Below are 22,661 nucleotides of genomic sequence, written 5' to 3' on the forward strand. Positions count from 1 at the left end.
TAAATCTATTTTCTGTAGATTGTTCTCGGTTCACTTTGTGCACTCGGATAGATTGTCATATCTGACACATTCACATGTTTTGGAGCATTTACACAATAGGCAATAGCATCTGCTATATCTTCAGCCTTTAAAGGCTCATAACCAGCATATACGGTAGAAGCTCTTTCATGATCCCCTTTGAATCGTATCAAAGAGAAATCTGTTTCTACAGCTCCCGGCTGAATATTAGTTACTCTTATTCCGAATTCAGTGAGCTCCAAACGCATTCCTTCGGAAACGACATCAACTGCCTTTTTGGTCGCACAGTATACAACACCATTGACGTAGGTCTGTTTGGCAGCTACTGAGCTGATATTAACGATATGTCCGGAATTTCTTTCTTTCATTCCTGGAATAATCGTTTTAGAAACATATAAAAGTCCTTTTACATTTCCATCGATCATAGAATCCCAGTCGTCCGTTTTTCCAGCCGAAAGAGGATCTAAACCATGCGCATTTCCGGCATTATTAACCAAAACATCAATATTTTTCCATTCCTCAGGAAGAGAATTGATTGCATTTTCTACTTCTTCAAGGTTCCTAACGTCAAATTTTAAGCTGAGTACTTCTGTAAAAGCTGATAATTCGCTTTGTACAGACTCCAATACTTCGCTTCTTCTTCCACAGATAATAACCCTGTTTCCTTGTTTAGCAAAAAGCTCTGCTGTTGACTTTCCAATCCCGGAAGTTGCTCCGGTTATTAATATTGTTTTCATATCTTATTGTAGCAATTTCTTAGTAACCCGATCAGTGAATCACGGTACATTTTGAATTAAATTTTAATTGGCGTCAAATGCCTGGAATGCATCTTCAATATGTTCAAGAACCAATTTTCCTTTTTCATCCGGCAAAACTGAAATAATATCGAAGCGTACTTCCTTCACATGATTAAACTCTTCGAGATAATGATCAGCAGCATTAACAATAGATCTGATCTTTGTTTTCGTAACAGCTTCCTGAGGCAGCATAAAAGCATCTGTAGAACGTGCTTTTACTTCAATAACTACAATCAGATTTTTTATTTCCGAAATAATATCAATCTCGGCTCTTTGAAACCGGTAGTTTCTGGCAAGAATTTTATATCCGTTTCTCTGCAAATGTTCTACGGCAAAATCTTCTGCTATTTTTCCAAAATCATTGTGAGATGCCATCTGTCTTTTTTACATTTAAAAGATTAAAAAAGTGAAAATTAATGCCTGATTAAAATTCTATCTTAACTTTACTTCCAACTTTCATTTTCACATTTCCACCGATAATCAATGGTCTGTTGTCTTTGATATGTCCGTTTGGAAAACCAAAAATAACGGGAAATTTATATTTTGAAATTCTTTCAGAGATTAGTTTATAGGCAAATTCATCGAAACTTTCCTCATAATTTTTATTCTCTTTTTCATCACCCATATTGGTCATTCCACCAACAATAAGTCCTTTGATTTTTTTTAAAACTCCGGCTAATTCCAAACTCATGATCATTCGATCCAGGGCATAGTAATTTTCTCCGATATCTTCAATAAATAATATTTTACCTTTAAAATCAAAAGAGTAGGGTGTTCCTAAAAGTGCATAGATCAGAGCTAAATTTCCCCCAATCAATTCGCCTTCAATATTGCCTTCTCTATTCAATTGATTGGTCTGTAAACCATATTTTGGAGCTTTTCCTTTCAGAATATCAAAAACTAAATCATAGCTTTCTTCTGTAACTCCGAAACTGGAAGTTTTAATTGTCTGGCCATGAATAGATACAAATCCTTTTTTCAGTAAATAACTTTGGATTACTGTATTGTCTGAATATCCGATATACCATTTTGGATCTTTTAAAAACTGTGTAAGTTTTATGCGCTGGATAAGATGCTGACACCCGTATCCGCCCCTGGAGGCCCAGATCGCAGAAATTTCGGAGTCATTGAAGGCCCAGTTTATATCTTTCAATCTTTCCTTTTCTGTTCCGGCATAGTTGTATCCCTTAGAAAATCTGGTATACAAATGTTTTCCTAAAACAGGTTCAAAACCTTTCGCTTTAATCACGGAAATTCCTTTTTCGAGCTGGGATTCATCAACTGCTCCTGCCGGAGAAATAATAGCTATCTTATCTCCTTTTTTAAGGGACTTTGGAAAGATATTTTTTTTCATTTTGATTTTTGATATTTGACTTCTTTTTTCTCTGCTTCTTCCAGACGTTTATCAAACTGATTAAATTTTTTAAAGCTCTGTAAAAAGATGAAAAAACTGAAAATAATAAGAATTCCACCTACAATTCTTCTGATCTTATTGGCCAGCTTTTGAGTAAGCCTGTCATGGAATTGTTTGGCAAGGAAAATTTTAGCAAGATCAATGCATAAATAGGTGCCTATTACAATCCCTATATAAAGAATAAAATTACTGATGTCAGGGTACTGGTTTCTTACCGAAATAACAGTAACCAACCAGAAAAGAATAACACCTACATTTAAAAGATTGAAGAAAAAACCATTAATAAAAGTCTTAAAATAATTTTGACCAATGATTCTTTCTTCACCGGGCATATGCATCTTGGTTTTGGTAACCAACATAACAACCCCATATACAAAAATAAGAATGGATGTAATCCTGTAAAATCCAGGGTGCTTATCAATCAGGTTCACAAGATCCGCACTCGCATAATAGGCGGCCACAATGCAAAGCAAATCTGCCGTAATTACACCAAGATCAAGCGCTAAAGCATGTCTGGGACCTCTTGAGAAGCTGGTTTCAATTAAAAGGAAAAAAATAGGTCCTATGAAAACCAGGCTTAACATGAATCCTAATATGACAGCAGAAAGTACAAGTTCAAACATTTAATATGGCTTTAAAACGGAAAAAAATCCATCTCATTTTGTACAAATTTAGACTTTATGATTTAATTAATCAACAATCTTGAAATCCAGTTGTTTCTGAATCAGATTAGCTTTCACTACTTTGATGTGAACTTCATCTCCCAACTGATATTTTTTACCTGTTCGTGAACCATAAACAGCATGGGTTGTCTTATCATACACATAGGAATCATCTACAAGATCCCTTAGTTTAATAAGTCCTTCAGCTCCATTTTCAGGAATTTCTACCCAGAATCCGAATTCCGCAACTCCGGAAATCACTCCCTTGAAGTTTTCTCCAAGATGTTTCTCCATGAATTTCACCTGCATAAACTTAATAGAATCTCTTTCAGCATCTGCTGCCAGTCTTTCCATGGCACTGCAGTGTTTTGCTTTTTCTTCCAATTCAGCTCTGTCCGGAGATTTTCCACCATCCAGATAATGCTGGAGTAATCGATGTGCAAGTAAATCGGGATAACGACGGATCGGAGAGGTAAAGTGAGAATAGTACTCAAATCCTAAACCGTAATGTCCAATAGGTTCAGTAGAGTAGACTGCCTTACTCATACTTCGCATAGCTAGCGTTTCGATCATATTTTCTTCTCCTTTCCCTTTTACATCGTATAATAGCTTATTCAGGGATTCAGCTACTTTCTTCGTATTGGCAAGATTCATCTGGTATCCGAATGTGGAAACAAAATCTCTTAATGCTTCCAGTTTTGCCGGGTCCGGATCATCGTGAACCCTATATATAAAGGTATTATTGGTCATTCCTCCTTTATTCGTTAAAGAAACAAATTCAGAAACTTTTTTATTGGCCAAAAGCATGAATTCTTCAATCAGGTGATTTGAATCCTTGCTTATCTTAAAATAAACGCCGATGGGTTCATTGTTTTCATTAAGATTAAATCGTACTTCACTTCTGTCAAAAGTAATTGCGCCGTTTTTAATACGTCCTTCACGCATAATTTTTGCCAGTTTATCCAGGACAAGAATCTCTTCAGCCAGATCTCCCTGCTGTGTTTCAATACGTTCCTGAGCTTCTTCATAGGTAAATCTTCTGTCGGAATGAATAACTGTTCTTCCAAACCATTGTTTCTGAATCTCAGCATTATCATTCAATTCGAAAACCGCAGAGAATGTATATTTATCCTCATTCGGACGAAGTGAACATACATCATTACTTAAAACTTCAGGAAGCATCGGAACCACACGATCCACCAGATAAACAGAGGTTGCTCTCTGATAAGCTTCGTCATCTAAAATAGTTCCGGGAACTACATAATGGGAAACATCCGCAATATGGACACCGATTTCCCAGTTCCCATTCTTTAGTTTCTGGATGGATAACGCATCATCAAAATCCTTTGCATCTTTAGGGTCTATGGTAAAAGTACAGATCCCACGCATATCACGACGTTTTGCAACTTCGTCATCTGTAATCTGTCTGTTAATTTTATCCGCATCCTGTTCTACTTCTTCAGGAAATTCATAAGGTAAGCCGTATTCTGCAAGAATAGAGTGGATCTCAGTTTCATGTTCTCCCGGAGAACCTAAAACCTTAATAATTTCCCCTTCCGGATTTTTATCTCCTGGTTTCCATTCGGTCATTTTCACAACAACCTTGTCACCATCTTCAGCACCGCCAAATTTTCCTTTCGGTATAAATATATCTGTATTGATCGTCTTTTTATCACAAACTACAAATCCGAAATCCTTATGGCTTACCACCTGTAAGGTCCCCACAAATTCTGTACGTGTTCTTTCCAGGACTTCAAGAACAGAACCTTCTAATTTTTTCCCTTTGTAAGTGTAAGTAACAATCAGTACTTTATCCCCCTGTAAAGCATCCTTCACATTTTTTGAATGGATAAAGATATCATCTGTCATTCCTTCCACATTTACGTAGGCGTTGCCGGATTGGTTAAAATCAATCACACCGGTAAGTGTTCCGGCTATTTTTAAATTGATAATGTATTTTCCTTTATCAGTCTCTTTTATTTTTTCAGAAGCCTGCAGCTTGTGCAAAGCCTGGATTACAAGTTCCCTTTGTCTCGGATTCTTGTAATCTATTCCGTCTGCGATCTGCTTATAATTATAGATCTTGGACGAATTTTCATTCATAAACCTAAGGATTAATCTACCGATCTCCATTAATTTATGGTCATTTTTTTGACTTATATATTTTCTTTTTTTCATTTTTTAATTATTGTTTAAATAACATCAACAGCATTATTTCCCTCCAAATTTTTAACAACGGAAGTTTTAGTTCGTATAAATTTAATACAAAAATGGAGAAGAGAAGTGAAAAACCTGATATAAATAAATTTAATTTATCTGTAAAGGTTTTGGGGAGAATAAAGAATGTGTTTCTATTTGTTCGGTGCAAAGATAAGTATTTTAAAATAAATAAGGCTTGTAATTTGATTTACAAGCCTTTATATTTTTTAGCAAACTGCTATCTTATCTACTCTTGTTTGGTGTCTGCCACCTTCAAAATTAGTAGAGAGAAATTTTTCTACAATTTCTATCGCCAGTTCTTTTGAGATAAATCTTGCAGGCATTGAAATCATATTCGCATCATTATGTTGTCTTGCCAACGTTGCAATCTCCGGCATCCAACAAAGAGCACAACGGATCTTCTGATGCTTGTTAGCAGTGATCTGTACACCATTTCCACTTCCACAGATCAGAATTCCTAATTCGTTTTCCCCATTTTCTACGGAAGTTGCTGCAGGGTGTACAAAGTCAGGATAATCCACACTGTCTGTGGAAAACGTTCCAAAATCCTGAATATCAAATCGTTCTGAAAAATAGTTTTTAACAATCTCCTTATATTCAAAGCCTGCATGATCGGCTGCGATCGCAATTTTTCTTTTCATAGTAGTTATATTAAACTTTATATAGATTTATTTCCTTACAAATTTAAGTATTAAATATCAATTGTTAGTTGATCATTGGTTAATTGTGAAAAGCATTGTGAATAACTGTGGAAAACTTTTATAAACTAAATATTTTTCCAATACTAAAATTTACTAATGAGAAAAATCTTTGGAAAGCCAACGGAAAATTTCAAAAATCTTTTTTGGAAGAATTCATTAGCTTTTCCATAAATGAGTAATTAATAATTAAAATTGTTAACAACTAAACGATTTTTGTTAGTAACCCTTTAAATAATCAGATTTACAAGAAATTATATTGTGAATTAAATATGAATTACATAAAAATTTAGTGTTATCAACTTTTTAGGGTAAAGTTATCCCCGAAACTCACAACACTCAACAACAATACTCATTCTTCTTTTATCAAAAAAAAAAAATTGTTGGTTAGTGAGTGTTGGGCTTGTGGGAAGTTTTTTGAAAACTTTTTTTTATTCGATCTTTTTCAAAAGTTTAAAATCTTACATTTGTGAAACGAAAATTCTAAGATATTTATGAAAACAGTGAATGATTTCAATTTTAAAGACAAAAAGGCTTTAGTAAGGGTGGATTTTAATGTTCCGCAAGATGATCAGCTTAAAGTTACGGATAATACAAGAATTGCTGCGGTTAAACCAACTATTGATAAAATTCTTAATGATGGAGGATCTGTGATTTTAATGACTCACCTGGGAAGACCTAAAGGAGAGGTGAAAGACGAGTTTTCATTGAAGCATATTCTTGAGGAAGTATCCAATGTTTTAGGAAGAGAGGTAAAATTTGTAGAAGAATCTGTAGGACCAAAAGCTGAGCAGGCTGCTTCCGAGCTTAAAGCTGGTGAAATTTTATTATTGGAGAATCTTAGATTTCATAATGAAGAAGAGAAAGGAGATGAAGGCTTTGCCGAGCAGCTTTCTAAATTAGGAGATGCCTATGTGAATGATGCATTTGGTACTGCACACCGTGCACATGCTTCTACAGCTGTAATCGCTAAGTTTTTTGATTCAACTAAATTTTTCGGTTTACTAATGGCTAATGAGCTTACAGCTATTGATAAAGTTTTAAAGAATGGTGAAAGGCCTGTAACTGCGATACTTGGAGGATCAAAGGTTTCAACTAAAATTACCATTATAGAAAATATTCTACCTGCCATTGATAATTTAATTATTGGTGGTGGAATGGCATTTACATTTATTAAAGCTCTTGGAGGTAAAATAGGTAATTCCTTGGTGGAAGAAGACAAGTTACCTTTAGCACTGGAAATTTTGGCTAAAGCAAAAGAGCATCATGTGAAAGTTTATCTGCCATCTGATACGATCATTGCAGAAAGTTTTAATAATGATGCTGATAGGAAGGAAGTAGATATATATGCTATTCCTGAAGGATGGATGGGATTGGATGCAGGTTCAAAATCAAGAGATCAGTTTAATGACGTTCTATTAAATTCAAGAACTATTTTATGGAATGGTCCTATCGGAGTATTTGAAATGTCTAATTTTGCTGCCGGGACTATTGCACTTGGAGACAGTATAGCTGAGGCAACAAAGCTGGGAGCTTTTTCCTTAGTAGGTGGAGGTGACAGTGTTGCTTTTGTTAAGCAATTTGGTTACGGAAATAAAGTGAGCTATGTATCTACCGGTGGGGGAGCGATGCTTGAAAGTCTTGAAGGACTGGAACTTCCCGGTATTGCTGCGATCAATAAGTAAAAACTGTTATTATATATAAAGAAAATAACCCTCTCAATGTGAGAAGGTTATTTTTTTTGAAATCATTATTTATTGAACATATGCTACGTAACATTCGTTAATCGCACCATTAGTTGTTTTGGCAAAGAATGAATAATCGATCCAGAAATATCCATTGTTCCCCCAATTTGTTCCCCATTGGTTTTGTACTTTAAATGCCTGTTTGGCATCATCATATCCTATTACCGCAATGGCGTGGCCACCTCTGCTGCTACCTGAATGTGACTTCCAGATCCATCCGTTAGATGAACTTAAATGATCAAAGCTGTAATCTACTGTTACTGCGATAACTATGGGTAAATTCATGCTTAGAAGTGTTTTTACATTACTGATATCTGTTTTATCAACCGTTGCCCAGGTGGTAAATTTGTGAGTGCTTGCGGCATTTTTCTGTGAGGAATTTGGCTGAGTAGAACATCCTGTATCTGTATAAGGCATTTCCGCCCAACTGCAAACACCCTGATTTTTAATCAGATTTAATCCATCACTTACATAAGCACCTGCATCACAAGATCCGAGCTTGATTTGATTATAAACGTACTCGGGGCTCCTTTTAGCAGTAACTCCTTTGAAATTAGATTCGAGACCACTTGCTGTGGTGTAAGCTGTTGCCCAGGCAACACAAGAACCTTCTGCTCCCTGGTCTCCAATTGCGGGAAGACCGGGAATTAAATAACTTGAAGCAAGTGCATTTTTTGCTGCTTTTTCGGTCTTACCCTTTAGTCTTAAGGTTAGCTCATTGATGTTTACTTTAGCGAAATTGTTGTAAGTAGTTTGATCGATCAGCTTTGCTCCCAATGAGTGAAGTTGCTGTTTTTCTGAAGATTGCGTGTTTAGATCTTCGTCTCTTTTTTCGCATGCTGTAATGGATAGCATTCCTATTGCTATCATTACGAGTTTAAAATTTTTCATTGATTAATATTTAAAATGGTTCTGTGAATGTATAAATTATTTTCACATATCAATGATTTATTTTATGTAAAACATAAGAATTGATAAACAAAATGTAATTATTAATATTTTTTACTTAATTCTTTTCATTTCTGTTTATTTTATTTTTGTATTTTATCATTTATTTTAAATATTTTAATATTTGGTGTGTTTTTATTATTAATTAAGTTATTTTGTTTATTTTTTTTCTTTAAATAAATTATTTAACTAAATAATTTATTTTATATAATTTAAAATATTTATATTTTTTTTCAAGTATTAACCTGAAATTTTGATTTTATTCATATTTTTTCCTTTTTAAAATGAAAAAAATGGTGTTAAATGTTTGTTTTTGGTAATTTTTTAAATATCTCTAGTGAATTAGTGGTGTTATTAATATGTTTTTTATTATTTCTAATATGGTTGATTTTATTAATTAAAATACTAAGTTTAAAAGTGAGAGATGGTATTTGTCTATAGATTTATTAAGTTGGTGATTTTTAATAATCCCAGGGTATTTTTAAATCGATAGGGTAGGAGAAAAATTTGGAAATGTATTTTTCATTTTGATTTAACGATCTATTGCAGAGTTTGAAATAATGTTAAATGAGAATGGGAGATAAAAATTATTTATGGTTTAAGTTTTGTCGATTCTTATTACATTTTATATTTTGAATAGTAAACGTAAATAAATAAAAAAGGTCTGATAAAATATCAGACCTTTTATTCAAGATAATTTTACAAATTATCTTGAATTTTTAATTATTAATTTCTTCACTTTTTTATTTTGGAGCCAAATTTGTCAAAAATTGACCTTCAGAAATACATCAAAAATCGATTTTCTATCTTTTTTCGATAATGTATATCAAACTTGAAAATTCGTTCGAAAAAAGGGCATTTACGTTAGAAATCGTTCCGTAGATGATAGCTTTCAGCCAAAAAAGTGGTGATTTTTTATATTTTTCGCTGAGCATTGAGATGTAATATGAATCCAGGACAAGTGGTTTGATTTTTCTTAATTTCCAATCTGGATTTTTTGATATTAAATTTTCCATCCCTTTTTTTGAAAAATGAAAGATATGTCTTGGAACGTCATAAGCAGCCCAATATTCTTTGTAGTGTTTTGCATCATACGAAGTAGGGTTGGGTACGGCAATGATCAGAAGTCCTTTTTCTTTTAATTTATTATGAAAGATTTCCAGGATCTCTGACTGATTTTCAATATGTTCAAAAACATGCCATAATGTAATTGCATCAAGACTATTATCTTCTAAGGAAGTAACGTTATCTATTATCTTAGCTTTTGTTACTTTGCTCTGGGCAGCTTTTCTTGCATCTGGATTAGGTTCATATCCAAACGTCTGAAAATCATTTTCTATAAATTTTGCAAATTCTCCGGCGCCACAACCATAATCCAGAACTTTTGAATTCTTATTAATACGATCTATGAGAATTGTTTTTTTATATTGAAGATTGAAAGACTGAAGGAATTTATATACTTTTTCTTTTAGGCTTCCTGAATCCTGATGATGTGAAATGTAATCCTCGCTTTCGTAGTATTTTGAAATGTTGGATGGAATAGGGGAGGTTTTGAAAACTCCTTTAGTTTCTGTTTCTTTAATTTCAAATATTTCCTGAGTCAGAAAGTGATCTTTAATTTTCATTAAAATATTCTTTTATAGTAAAAATTAAGATATTCAGAGTTTATATAAAGCTCATAAATACCTTAATTTTTGTTTTAAATTTAATTATGTTTCACGTGAAACATAATGTAATTATCGTCCTAAATAGACCAGTAAAACGTTGATATCAGCAGGGGATACACCACTGATTCTTCCTGCTTGGGCAATTGTTTTTGGTCTTACATTATTCATTTTTTGTTTAGCCTCAGATGATAAGCTTGAGAGTTTTAGATAATCAAAATCTTCAGGAATTTTAATGTTTTCCAAACGGTTCAGTTTTGCAACATTTTCTTTCTCCTTTTCAATATATCCTTTGTATTTGATATTAATTTCAGCTTGTTCCCTTACTTCATCTTCAAACTGAGAGGCTACATCTTTAATAATATCAATATTTTCAAGCTTTTCTAATGTAATATTAGGTCTGGTAAGAAATTGAGAAGCTCTATAGGCTTGATCTACAGGATTACTTTCTTCACTTTCTAGAATAGGATTGATGATTCCGGGTTTTAAAGAAGTTTCTCGCAAGAATGTTTCAAGTTCCTCACTTTTAGCTATTTTTTGCTCAACTTTTCTTAATCTTTCTTCTTTTGCAAGTCCTAGTTGATACGCTTTTTCAGTCAATCTGATATCCGCATTGTCCTGTCTTAAAAGGAGTCTGTATTCGGCACGTGAGGTAAACATTCTGTAAGGTTCCTCTGTACCTTTGGTAATAAGATCATCAATTAAAACTCCTATATATGCTTCATCCCTGTTAAGAATAAATTCTTCTTTACCGTGTACTTTATTATGGGCATTAATACCTGCCATTAAACCTTGACCGGCAGCTTCTTCATATCCTGTAGTACCATTAATTTGTCCGGCAAAATATAAATTATCAATTAGTTTTGTTTCTAAGGTATGCTTTAACTGGGTAGGGGGGAAGTAGTCGTATTCAATGGCATAGCCCGGACGGAAAACCTTTACATTTTCGAATCCTGGAATATGTTTCATAGCTTTGATTTGTACATCTTCCGGTAAGGACGAACTAAAGCCGTTTACATATATTTCTACTGTTCTCCAGCCTTCGGGCTCTACAAATAACTGGTGTCTTGTACGTTCAGCAAATCGGTTGATTTTATCTTCAATACTAGGGCAATATCTTGGACCTAAACTCTGAATGGTACCATTAAACATAGGGCTTCTATCAAAACCTTCGCGTAGAATATCGTGTACGGTTTCGTTGGTGTATACGATATGACAACTTAATTGTTTGGTTAACTTCGGAGTGTCTAAATAACTGAACTTTTGTGGTTTTTCGTCTCCTTTTTGCTCTTCCATTTTGGAATAATCAAGGCTTCTTCCATCTACTCTCGGTGGTGTACCGGTTTTCATTCTTCCGGCTTCGAAACCTAAAGATACCAATTGTTCTGTAATGCCAAAAGCTCTTGGTTCTCCCATTCTTCCACCTCCCAATTGTTTATCGCCAACGTGGATCAAACCATTAAGGAAAGTACCGTTCGTGAGGACTACAGATTTAGCTTTAATTGAAATTCCTAAAGAAGTTACCACACCAACTACCTGGTTATTTTCGGTAATAAGCTGCTTTACCATATCCTGAAAGAAATCAAGATTGGGTGTATTTTCTAATGCTAAACGCCATTCTTCAGCGAAAAGCATTCTATCATTCTGGGTTCTGGGTGACCACATCGCAGGACCTTTTGAAAGGTTCAGCATTTTAAATTGTATGGCTGATTTGTCAGCTACAATTCCTGAATATCCTCCCATAGCATCAATCTCACGTACGATCTGCCCTTTAGCTATTCCTCCCATAGCAGGGTTACAGCTCATTTGACCAATGGTCTGCATGTTCATTGTAACGAGCAGGGTTTTTGATCCAAGGTTTGCAGCTGCGGCTGCAGCTTCGCAACCTGCATGGCCTGCACCTACTACTATTACATCATATATTTCTGAAATCATTTTTTATACCTGTTTTAAGGCTTAAATTTTAATCTTTTTACTAAATGTTTCACGTGAAACATTATTTTAAAATACTGCTTTAATAAGCCTGTATTCATTGTTTTTCGCCATGTTTATTTCGTTTCATTCAAAAAAATAAATTAAAAAAACATGGTGTAAAGATTACAAATGCCAAACTACATTATCCAATGTATTTAGCTAAATAGAAATCTTCTTTACTTCGCATTTCTTGTTCTTCTTCTTCGGTCTTGTCCTTATATCCGCAAAGATGAAGGATGCCATGTCCTAGAACCCTTCTTAATTCTTCTTCATAATTTTTTGATAGGGTAGAAGCATTATCTGAAATGCGCTGCAAAGATACGAAAATCTCTGCGCTTATTGTTTTGCCTTTAACATAATCAAAAGTGATGATGTCTGTATAGTAATCATGTTGTAAATAATCCTGATTAATTTTAAGTAAATATTCATCATCACAAAAGATGTAATTGATTTCACCCAATTTTTTTCCTTCTGAAAGAATGATATCTTCCAGCCATTTTGTATAATCTGTGTTCACAGATTCCGGTAAGTTTTCGTAAAAGAATTGTATCATTTTTTTAAAACCAGTGTCCTAGTATTACACTGAATATGCCTTTTTGATTATTTTTTAGAGAGTGACTGAAATTAATTTTAATTTGTCCGAACGGAGATTTATATCCTGCTGTTATTCCCAGGGAACTGTAATTAAGTTTAGCTGCATTTTCAAAAGTTATATCGTTTGAAAGGTTCGCAAAAGAGAAGTTTCCACTTATGAAATAATTTTTGTTGAATTTAAACTGAAGATCATTAGATACTAAAACAACGTTGTTAGTACTTAGCTGTGCAAAATAAAATCCTGCAAAACTTCTGAAATTAACTACATTCTGTTCAAAAATTCCTCCCAGTTTATATTTATAGAATTCCGGAAGATTTTCACCGATTGTTATTCCTCCATATAAATTCAGACGATAAGTAAATTGTTTTGCCAAAGGAATATTTATTCTGATATCAGCTTTTACCTGAACAATTCTTTTTTCAAGTTCAGATTTCATCAGATCGACCACTTTTCCTTCAGCAGCTATATAAATTCCTTTTGTAGGAAAATCCTTATCGTTTTGAGTATCGCTTTTTATAAATACATAGGGATTAAGGAAACGGCTTACTCTTTCATTTGATCCATTCATGTCAGCACTGAAATAATCGTGGCTGATCCCGCCGCCGATTGCAAACTTATCTTTCCATACGGATTGGATATAGGCTTCATTTCTTAACCATTTCCAGCTGTCAACAACATTATTATTGATGTCTTTAAGATCAATGCTCATTCCCGAAGAGTAGATTCCGAATCCCGGAATGTATCCGTTATCAATGAAATAATTGAGATAATACCTCGGCTGGTCACCCACAATAACGTCAAGCGACAGATTTGAATTTCTGAATAAGAGTCTTTTTGCAGAATAGTTTAGAAGCAATCCTGTTTTGAAGACATCATCATAGTGTAATCCGAATTTAAAAAAATGTCTGGCATCGTCTTCGGTTACATACAATTTAAGATAATTGGCATTATTTTCCGATACAATGTCATAATTGATGAACTTGTAATTATTAGTTGCTACCAGTCGGTCTATTTTTTTGTTAATGCTACCGTAAGTTTCCATAGAGGGAAGGTGTAATCCCATTTTCCCCAGAGCATAGTTTTTACCGTAAATTTTGCTTCCAATTAAAGAAATGCTATCAATCTTATATACGTTGGAATAAATTGGATTTACGCGCTGTCTGAGGCGGTCAAAAGAACGCTTGGGTAACTGATTCAGTATATCAACATATTTGAGTCCTTCAACATATCCGCTATCCAGGATTTTTTTCTTTTCATCATAGCTGGTCGCGGACATTCCTTTAAGGTCCGGTTTGATGTTAATATCAGTGTACTTGTACTGACGTTTTGTATCCTTGTGGATATTCATATCAATAACCTGGTTAAGAATGGCTATAATATTGTTTAAATCTTCTCTTTTTGATAAGTCCTGGTTAAGGTCCACACCAATAACGATATCGATTCCTTTGTCCTTTAATGGCTTTGATGGATAGTTAACAGTCATAGCTCCATCTATGTAAATACTGTCGCCAACTTTTACCGGATCCATTAAAGACGGAAATGCGGAACTTGCCATAATAGATTCTACGAGATCACCTTTTTCAAAAATCTGCATATTCCCACTTTCCAGATTGGTAGCAACACACATAAAAGGAATTGGTAATTTGGAGAAATCGTCAATGTTCGAAACATTTTTAAACAGTTCCTTTAACAGGTAAACATTTTTCTGTCCAGTACTGATAGAAGAGGGGAGATTGATCTTACCATGCTTAATGGGAATGGAAAGAAGATATTTGTCAACAGATTTATTAAAGAATGTGCTTTCCTTTCTGGATTTAGGATCCATGATCAGAGAATAGAAATCGGTATCCATAACGATTTTTTCTATTTCTTTTCCGGAATATCCTGAAGCATATAGTCCTCCAACAATAGCTCCCATACTGGTTCCTGCAACATAGTCAACTTTTACTCCCAGGGAGTCGAGTACCTTTAATACTCCAACATGAGAAAATCCTTTAGCTCCTCCGCCGGCAAGTGAAAGTCCTATCCTTGGATTTTTTGGAATCACGAGCCCTTTTCTTACCTGCGATTGCAGCAAAAGTAATTGGAATATGAACAGGAGGACCAGGAGTTTTCTCATAGGATTAGTCTTTTATATAAATCCGTTTCACCCGAGGCGAAATGGAGGTTAATACTTCGTAAGTGATGGTTTTGCAGTAATCTGCGAATTCTTTTAAACTTGGCTTTGCATTAAAAATAGTCACTGTATCACCTTCTTCTACATTAGGAATGTGATCTACATTGATCATCATCATATCCATACAGATACTTCCGACGATAGGAGCTAATGTTTTGTGTATTCCTACATTACCTATCTGATTTCCGATTAGTCTTGGAATTCCATCCGCATACCCTACAGGTATAGTAGCTATTTTTGTACGGTGATCTGTTTTATATCTTCTGCTGTAGCCAATGGATTCTCCGTTTTCTACATTTGATATTTGAGAAATAACTGTTTTAAAACTAACCGTTGATTGCAGCTGTTTTTGTATTTCACTATTTGGTGATTCACCTAACATTCCGATCCCAATTCTTACCATATCATACTGGTATTCAGAATAGTTTGTTATTCCTGATGAATTCAGGATGTGTCTTATCGGCTGATATCCCAACTTTTCGATCAGGTATCCGGAATTTTTTTCAAAAGTATCGAACTGGTTTAAAGTAAATTCTCTTTCATCCGGCATATCAGAAGAAGAAAGGTGCGTCATGATACTCTGAACCCGGACATTCATATTTTTTAAGTTTTCACTTAATTGATCCAGTTCAAAACCTTTAAAACCAAGACGATGCATACCTGTTTCCAGTTTAATGTGAATAGGGAATTTTTGATCGTATCCTGATTTCTGAACCGCATCATTAAATAGTTCCAGCACCCTGAAGCTGTAAATTTCAGGTTCCAGGTTGTATTGTATGATAGCATCATAGCTATGCTGAGCTGTATTCATTACTACAATAGGAGTTGTAATTCCCTTTTTTCGGAGCTCTACTCCTTCATCAGTGTACGCTACACCAAGATAATCGATATGATGGTGCTGCAGAAATTCCGATATTTCATAGCTTCCTAATCCGTATGCATTTGCTTTTACCATTGCCATTACTTTGGTTTCAGGTTTTAGCAGGGATTTGTGATAATTAATATTGTGAAGAATCGCATTTAAATTGATCTCAAGAACAGTATCATGTTTTCTGAGCTCAAGGATATCTTTAAGCCTTTCTATCTCGAATTTTCTCGCACCTTTTAACAGGATAATCTGATTTTCAATATCTGTAAGATGTTTGCTTTCAATTAATTCCTGAGTATTAATGAAAGTAAAAGTTTTAGATTTAAAAAGATGGCTGAATGCAGTAATTTCATTTCCGACAAGGAACAGAGAGTCAAAATTCTGTTCATTGACAAGTTCAGAAACTTCCTCATACAATTCTTGTGAATTCGAATTTACTCCTACGATATCTGTTAAAACCAGAGATTTTTTCGGCTTATTATATTCGTTCAGGAACTGCAGTGCAGTTTTCAGGGAATCAAGATCAAGATTAAAGGAATCGTTAATAATGATGTTATTTTTATTTCCCTCAATAGCTTCAAGCCTCATTTCAATAGTCTTCAAGGCATTGATCTTTTCGACAATTTTATTATTGTCGATATTCAACTCCTTTAAAACGGCAATAAGAGCCATGGCATTGGTTAAAGTGGCTTCATCCCTTTGGTGTACAGGAAAACTTATTTCTTCATTAAAGTACTGTACAATTATATTTTCTTCTCTTGAAATATTACTTTTAATAAATACCTGATTATTATCTCTGAAGCCATAGGAAATCAATTTTTTAGAAGCGTATAATGTTTTTATTTTCTGATCAACAAGGGAATTGTCACCATTGTAAATGATAACCCCGGAATCTTTAAAAAGTTTGATCTTTTCATTAATTAAGGCCTCTTCGGAATCGAAATTTGCAGCGTGAGCGGTTCCAATATGAGTAAGAAGTCCAATTTCGGGGCTGAAAATATCCTCCAGTTTTTCCATTTCATGAGGTTTGGAAATTCCAACCTCAAAGATCCCAAGCTCATAGGAATTGTTGATCTGAAGTAAAGAAAGGGGAAGACCGATCTGTGAATTGAAGCTTTTAGGACTTTTTACAGTGGAGAACTCATTCCAAAGACACTGATATAACCATTCTTTTAAAATAGTTTTCCCGTTACTTCCGGTAATTCCGATGGATTTCAGATGAGAATGTTCAAAATGATATTTGGCCAGCTTTTGAAGAAAGTCAACAGAATTGCTGACGATGATCCACGTTATATTTTCAAACTGAGGATACTGATGTTCGGAAATAATAATTTTTATACCTCTGTCAATCGCCGATTCAATGAATTTTTCACCAGAATTTTTTTGGGTATTAATAGCTATAAATGCAGTGTTTTTAATGGAATAGATGATTCTGCTGTCAAAAGCAATATTTTTGATGATGGCATTACCATCTCCGATTACTTTTGAATTGGTGATATGTGCAATTTGGTCTGCTGTATAGTTCATTGGTGCTCTTTCTTCTCTTTGTGAGGAAACTGCAAAAGTGTAAAATTACAAAATCAAAGAATCTGAAAATTGTAAAAAGGTTCCGGTAGGTTTATAAAACTACAAGAAAAACCAATTTTACAATTCAACAGTTTAATGACTTTACAACTTTGTCTTTTCAGCGTTTCCGCCAATATATATTTTAATTATTTCTTCTTTTTTAACAGGACTTCATCAATAAAGACTCTTCTGCTTACCGCTTCGTAACTTTCCGTTTCTCCAAGCTCTACCAGATTATCTCCCTGAGATGTTCTCATCGAGTAATTGGCAAGATTCCCTGTTCTTTTGCAAATAGCGTGAACTTTGGTTACATATTCCGCAGTTGCCATAAGATTAGGCATCGGCCCAAATGGACGTCCTAAAAAGTCCATATCCAATCCTGCAATAACAACTCTTATACCGCTATTTGCCAATTCATTGGCAATTTCAACAATGCTTTCATCAAAAAATTGTGCTTCATCAATTCCCACCACATCACAATTAGAACCCAATAAGAGAATTTCGTTTGGGTTTTCTACTGCTGTACTCCGAATTTTATTCTTATTATGTGAGACCACATCTTCTTCAGAATATCTAGTATCTGTTTTCGGTTTAAAAATTTCCACATTTTGCCCTGCCATTTCTGCTCTTCTCAGCCTTCTGATCAACTCTTCGGTTTTTCCGGAAAACATTGAGCCACAAATAACTTCCATCCAACCGCTTTGTTTGGAGTGATTAATTGTATTTTCTAAAAACATTTGTTAAATTAGCCGTAATATTTTAACATCAAAAGTACGCAATTTTTAACAAGAATCTTATATGCAGAATATCCAAGATTTAAAGGAAAAAATTTTTTTCGAATCCAAGAATATCATCGATATACTGGAAAAAATAAATAACGTGGATGAATTACTTTCCAAGCAGGATCTTGTGGATGAACTTGCTAATAGGATTTCTTTTTTAAGAATGGTAGAGAAAAATATTGAATATTTTATCCCCCATACTTCATCACAGAGTTCGGAAAGTCCAAACCATACTTCTTCTGTGCAGAAAGAATTTGAAAATCAGGATTCAAATCACGAAGTGACGGAAGAGGAAGCGATTTTCAATAACGAGCTGAATGAAATTGATGAAAATGAAGGGATGGAATATGATGATGATGAACAGGCGGATGAAAACGGGACTGAACAGGAGGAAATATTCAATAATCAATTGACAGAAATAGTTGAAAATGAATACCATGAAAATATGGTGCATTTTGCTGAAGAAAAAGCTGCTGATCTTAAAGCGGAAGAATCGTTTGATGATCCGATAGAGGAAGAAGTAATTTTTACCAACCAGCTGAATGAGATTAATGAATTTGAAAATGAGCCTTCTGATTATCAGGAATCAAGTAATAACTCCTTTGACGAAGAAGAAAATATTCAGTATAGCATAGAAAACGATGAAGCGACAGACAGGGCAAAAGCTTTTATAAATGATACCAGCAATTTTTCTGAGGTGAATGAAAAAATCCCTAGTATTTTTGACACAGAGGTTTTGGAAGATGATGAAATGCTAATAGAAGAGGTTGATTCACAGTTTATTGCTTCTAATATTTCAATAGAGCAGGGAGAAATGGCAATGGAAACGTCTAATGTTGAAAATATTGTTACAGAAATTAAAAGCGAGGCTCAGACCGAAGAAAAGCGGGAAGAACAAACAGCTTCAGAGGAAAATAACAAGAGAAAAATCGTTGATATAGATCATGGGCAGCATGAACCTGAAAAGGAAAGACATCCTTCTGACGAAAGTTTTGAAAATCTGGATGCCTATAATCAGGAGAAGAAAATCAAGCTTGCTAATATCAAGGGACTTAAATCCATTCAATCACTGTTTGATGATGACCCGTTAGAGAGGGAAATTTCGAAGGAAAAGACTGAAACAAACATCAAAGAAGAGAGTGGAAGTTTGCTTAAAACGAATATTCCAACGAATTTTATGGAGGCTGAGAAGTCAAAGCCTGAATTCAAATTGGATCTCAATGACAGAATTGCATTTTCAAAAATGCTTTTTGACGGAAGCCAGTCCGAGCTTAATGAGGTAATTTCCGAATTGAACAGCTTCAGAACACTGGAAGAAGCAAAAGAGTATTTAAGTGATTTGTATTACTCCAAAAACTGGAGAAAAGTAGATGAATATGCCCAAAGGTTATGGGTACTGGTGGAAAATAAATTTTTATAATTCTAATTTTGAGCGGAACCCTATATTTTGTTCCTACGCCTGTAGGAAATTTGGAAGATATGACCTTCAGAGCAGTAAATGTACTGAAAGAAGTGGATTACATTTTATGTGAAGATACAAGAACATCTGGTGTTCTTTTAAAACATTTTGAGATTTCTAAACCTTTAAAATCTTATCACCTGCATAATGAACATCAGGCAACAGAAAAGGTAATTGCAGACCTTAAAAGTGGCCAGAATGTAGCCATAATTACTGATGCCGGTACACCCGGAATTTCTGATCCCGGATATTTATTGGGAAAAGCAGGAGCTGATCATCATATTGAAATGATCTGTCTACCTGGTGCTACAGCATTTGTTCCTGCTCTTGTGGTATCCGGACTCCCGAATAATGAATTTTTATTTGCCGGTTTTCTTCCCCAGAAAAAGGGCAGACAAACGAAGCTGAAGCAACTTGCTGAAGAGAAAAAGACAATCGTTTTATATGAGAGTCCTCACAAAATAAACACAACATTGGAACAGATCAAAGAGTTCTTCGGTGAGCATACAAAAGTAAGCTTGAGCCGGGAGATCTCCAAGAAATTTGAAGAGACTAAAAGAGGAACTATCAATGAATTAATTGAATTTTCCAAAAGTAAAACTTTAAAAGGAGAAATTGTTCTTATCGTGAATAATTCTATTTAATTGAAAAAGCTATTTTTTATACTACTTTCATCGGCTTGTATCGCGCAGCAAACCGATCAATATAAACAGATCTTATTATCAAAACAATTGGGTAAAGAAGTACGCCTTTACTCAAAAGGCTATGGAATAATTTCTGAGGCAGGAAAATCAGGCATTATAGATTCCCTTGGAACTGTTACAGCCGCTTTCCCATATAAAAATGAGATCTCCAGGTTAGCCAGGGAAAGGTTTATATTAAAGGTTAAAGAAGGTTCTTCCAATGGAAAAATGGCTTTAATTGATACCAAAGGAAACCAGCTGATCCCCCTGGATAATTTTAAATTCAGAACTTGGGAGAACAAAGAAAGGCTTATTTATTCTAAAGGCGGAAATGACTGTCTTTATGATTACAACGGAAAACAGATCATCCCTTTTTCTGATAAAATTGAGTTTGCCAACGAAAAGAGACTTTTTGTAAAAACAGGAAAGGTATGGAAGATTTATGATTTCGATGGTCGCCTGGTTTCTGACAGGGAATTTGATGAAAATCTGCATTTTTACAAAGGAAGAGTTTATGTCATTACAGGATTCAGAAAAGGAGAGGTGATTGATGAGAATGGTAAGACAATCAGCTCTATTTCGGATCATTATATTGATGGAATTGTTTCTTACCCTTTTATGGTGACCAAAAATATCCCCAAAGATAAATATGGAATTATAGATGCCCAGGAAAATGTTCTTGCGGAAGAAATTTATGACCAGGCTTTTGTAGGAACTGAATACATTTACCTTAAAAAGGATGATAAAGTAAGCATCTTTTCTAAAAAAGAGAAAAAAGTATACGCAACGGATTTTGAATATGTGAATCATTTATTCGGAGGTTTATTCAGGACTGTTCCTGAACATAAAAATCCTAAAGTTGCGGTAATTATGACTAATGGTGAAATCGTACTGCCACAAGAGAATGATGATGTGGATGCCTTGAAAATTGCGGGAGATCATTTTATGTATCTCCGGAAAAACAATACCGAAACACTTTTGGATAAAAATTTAAAAAATGTTTTGGAGGAGGGGTATGATATAGAAAAAATATTTGCCAATTATCTGATTGTTAAGAAAGATAATAAATTTTATAGATTTTCACCCAAAGACAAGCAGTATAAAGAATTAACAGAAGTTGTTTCGATAAAACCTTTTGAAATTTTACCCGGATTGATCTACAAAAATAAAGAAGATAAATACGGAATGCTTGATGAAACCGGAAAAGAGGTAATTCCTGCCATCTACGACGATATGGTCACTTTTCTTTCTGCCAAAGAGATGGTTGTAAAAAAGAATGGTAAATTCGGTGTTACCAATCATAAGAATGAACCTCTTAAAGAGGTTGTATATGATAGCTATTCTTCTGATAGAAAAGGATTAAAACTTATCAAAGGAAAGAATTCCGAATATTTGTATTTTACTCATTCAGAGGATAAAACTGCTTGGGATTAATTGCATACTAAACAAAAAGAACGGGAAATATTGAAGTAATTTGCAATTAATAATGCGTTGAATAACAAATTATAATATCTTTGCGGCTGTTTATTTACAAAAATAAATATCTTAAATTAGCCGTCAATCAACAGGTTAGAAAACAGAAAGAAAATAATTGTCATAGATATGAAACTATTAGAAGGAAAGGTAGCGCTAATTACGGGAGCTACAAGAGGGATCGGAAAAGGAATTGCCGAAGTTTTTGCTCAACACGGAGCAAAAGTAGCATTTACTTATGCCGGTTCTGTAGACAAAGCAAAAGAATTGGAAGCAACTTTAAGTTCTGTAACTCAGATCAAAGGGTATCAATCAGACGCATCGGATTATGATGCTGCTCAAAAATTAGTGGACGATGTAATGGCTGATTTTGGTAACATCGATATTTTGGTCAACAATGCTGGGATCACCAGAGATAATTTATTGCTGAGAATGTCTAAAGACGACTGGGATACCATTATCAAAGTAAACCTTGATTCTGTATTCAACCTTACAAAGGCGGTTATTAAGCCTATGATGAAAGCAAAAGCAGGATCTATTATCAATATGACTTCGGTAGTAGGAGTGAAAGGAAACGGAGGACAATCCAATTATGCTGCTTCAAAAGCAGGAGTGATTGGCTTTACAAAGTCTATTGCTTTGGAATTAGGTTCAAGAAACATCCGTTGCAATGCTATTGCTCCCGGATTTATCGAAACTGAAATGACGGCTTCGTTAGATGAGAAAACCCTGAAAGCATGGAGAGACGGAATTCCAATGAAAAGAGGAGGACAGCCTCAGGATGTTGCTAATGCATGTGTATTTTTAGGAAGTGAAATGTCAACTTATATCACAGGACAAACCTTACATGTTGACGGAGGAATGCTGACATAGAAAAAACTTAATTAGAAATATAAAGCCGGATCAACGATCCGGCTTT

18 protein-coding genes are annotated in these 22,661 nt (G+C 34.4%); 5 read left to right on the top strand and 13 right to left on the bottom strand.

The window, feature by feature from the left end:
- Positions 1–5: 5 nt before the first annotated feature.
- The 6 genes from ACNFU2_RS14000 to rpiB form a co-directional block, all read right to left on the bottom strand.
- On the bottom strand, positions 6–755 hold the full coding sequence (locus ACNFU2_RS14000) for an SDR family NAD(P)-dependent oxidoreductase (protein WP_273650247.1): 750 nt from the start codon (positions 753–755) through the stop codon (positions 6–8).
- Positions 756–818: 63 nt separating this feature from the next.
- The gene (locus ACNFU2_RS14005) at positions 819–1,190 is read right to left on the bottom strand and encodes a YraN family protein (RefSeq protein WP_273650248.1); all 372 of its coding nucleotides are present in this window, start codon (positions 1,188–1,190) and stop codon (positions 819–821) included.
- 49 nt (positions 1,191–1,239) lie between these two features.
- A complete protein-coding gene (locus tag ACNFU2_RS14010) occupies positions 1,240–2,169 on the bottom strand; it encodes a S66 peptidase family protein (RefSeq protein WP_273650249.1) in 930 nt (309 codons plus the stop codon).
- Positions 2,166–2,852: a LysE family translocator gene (locus tag ACNFU2_RS14015; protein ID WP_172281688.1), complete on the bottom strand. Its 687-nt coding sequence runs from the start codon at positions 2,850–2,852 to the stop codon at positions 2,166–2,168. Before ACNFU2_RS14015 ends, ACNFU2_RS14010 begins: the two co-directional genes overlap by 4 nt.
- Positions 2,853–2,918: 66 nt before the next feature.
- A complete protein-coding gene (gene rnr / locus ACNFU2_RS14020; protein WP_273650250.1) occupies positions 2,919–5,069 on the bottom strand; it encodes a ribonuclease R in 2,151 nt (716 codons plus the stop codon).
- A gap of 248 nt (positions 5,070–5,317) precedes the next feature.
- The gene (rpiB, locus tag ACNFU2_RS14025; protein ID WP_273650251.1) at positions 5,318–5,752 is read right to left on the bottom strand and encodes a ribose 5-phosphate isomerase B; all 435 of its coding nucleotides are present in this window, start codon (positions 5,750–5,752) and stop codon (positions 5,318–5,320) included.
- A gap of 551 nt (positions 5,753–6,303) precedes the next feature.
- Here rpiB and ACNFU2_RS14030 point away from each other — a divergent pair.
- Entirely contained in the window at positions 6,304–7,494 is a 1,191-nt protein-coding gene (locus tag ACNFU2_RS14030) for a phosphoglycerate kinase (RefSeq protein ID WP_418122086.1), read from the top strand.
- A 69-nt stretch (positions 7,495–7,563) separates the two neighbouring features.
- On the opposite strand, the gene ACNFU2_RS14035 is transcribed toward ACNFU2_RS14030, so the two are convergent.
- The 7 genes from ACNFU2_RS14035 to ACNFU2_RS14065 all read right to left on the bottom strand — a co-directional run bounded on the left by ACNFU2_RS14035 (position 7,564) and on the right by ACNFU2_RS14065 (position 18,082).
- Positions 7,564–8,445 carry a C1 family peptidase gene (locus ACNFU2_RS14035; protein ID WP_172281696.1) on the bottom strand — a complete coding sequence of 294 codons (882 nt, stop codon included), beginning with the start codon at positions 8,443–8,445 and terminating at the stop codon, positions 7,564–7,566.
- 860 nt (positions 8,446–9,305) lie between these two features.
- Positions 9,306–10,127 carry a class I SAM-dependent methyltransferase gene (locus ACNFU2_RS14040; RefSeq protein WP_418122088.1) on the bottom strand — a complete coding sequence of 274 codons (822 nt, stop codon included), beginning with the start codon at positions 10,125–10,127 and terminating at the stop codon, positions 9,306–9,308.
- 111 nt (positions 10,128–10,238) lie between these two features.
- Positions 10,239–12,101, bottom strand: coding sequence for a tRNA uridine-5-carboxymethylaminomethyl(34) synthesis enzyme MnmG (gene mnmG / locus ACNFU2_RS14045; RefSeq protein ID WP_418122090.1), 1,863 nt, complete (start codon positions 12,099–12,101; stop codon positions 10,239–10,241).
- Positions 12,102–12,282: 181 nt separating this feature from the next.
- A complete protein-coding gene (gene ybeY, locus ACNFU2_RS14050) occupies positions 12,283–12,693 on the bottom strand; it encodes an rRNA maturation RNase YbeY (RefSeq protein WP_418122092.1) in 411 nt (136 codons plus the stop codon).
- Between the two features lie 4 nt (positions 12,694–12,697).
- Positions 12,698–14,854 (bottom strand): patatin-like phospholipase family protein, encoded by a 2,157-nt coding sequence (locus ACNFU2_RS14055; RefSeq protein ID WP_172281714.1) that lies wholly within the window; start codon positions 14,852–14,854, stop codon positions 12,698–12,700.
- Between the two features lie 4 nt (positions 14,855–14,858).
- On the bottom strand, positions 14,859–17,306 hold the full coding sequence (locus ACNFU2_RS14060) for a bifunctional UDP-N-acetylmuramoyl-tripeptide:D-alanyl-D-alanine ligase/alanine racemase (protein ID WP_418122094.1): 2,448 nt from the start codon (positions 17,304–17,306) through the stop codon (positions 14,859–14,861).
- A 185-nt stretch (positions 17,307–17,491) separates the two neighbouring features.
- Complete coding sequence (locus ACNFU2_RS14065; RefSeq protein ID WP_172281718.1) at positions 17,492–18,082, bottom strand: thymidine kinase; 591 nt, start codon at positions 18,080–18,082, stop codon at positions 17,492–17,494.
- Positions 18,083–18,143: 61 nt separating this feature from the next.
- Between ACNFU2_RS14065 and ACNFU2_RS14070 the strand changes: the two genes are divergently transcribed.
- The 4 genes from ACNFU2_RS14070 to fabG all read left to right on the top strand — a co-directional run bounded on the left by ACNFU2_RS14070 (position 18,144) and on the right by fabG (position 22,615).
- Positions 18,144–19,547 (top strand): hypothetical protein, encoded by a 1,404-nt coding sequence (locus ACNFU2_RS14070; RefSeq protein WP_418122096.1) that lies wholly within the window; start codon positions 18,144–18,146, stop codon positions 19,545–19,547.
- Between the two features lie 8 nt (positions 19,548–19,555).
- Positions 19,556–20,230 (top strand): 16S rRNA (cytidine(1402)-2'-O)-methyltransferase, encoded by a 675-nt coding sequence (gene rsmI / locus ACNFU2_RS14075; protein ID WP_273650259.1) that lies wholly within the window; start codon positions 19,556–19,558, stop codon positions 20,228–20,230.
- Positions 20,231–21,703: a WG repeat-containing protein gene (locus ACNFU2_RS14080; protein ID WP_273650260.1), complete on the top strand. Its 1,473-nt coding sequence runs from the start codon at positions 20,231–20,233 to the stop codon at positions 21,701–21,703. It abuts the gene before it with no gap.
- A 168-nt stretch (positions 21,704–21,871) separates the two neighbouring features.
- Positions 21,872–22,615, top strand: coding sequence for a 3-oxoacyl-[acyl-carrier-protein] reductase (gene fabG / locus ACNFU2_RS14085; protein ID WP_273650261.1), 744 nt, complete (start codon positions 21,872–21,874; stop codon positions 22,613–22,615).
- Positions 22,616–22,661: the final 46 nt, after the last annotated feature.

This window comes from Chryseobacterium sp. PTM-20240506, from assembly GCF_048296755.1.
GTDB classification, from domain to species: domain Bacteria; phylum Bacteroidota; class Bacteroidia; order Flavobacteriales; family Weeksellaceae; genus Chryseobacterium; species Chryseobacterium proteolyticum.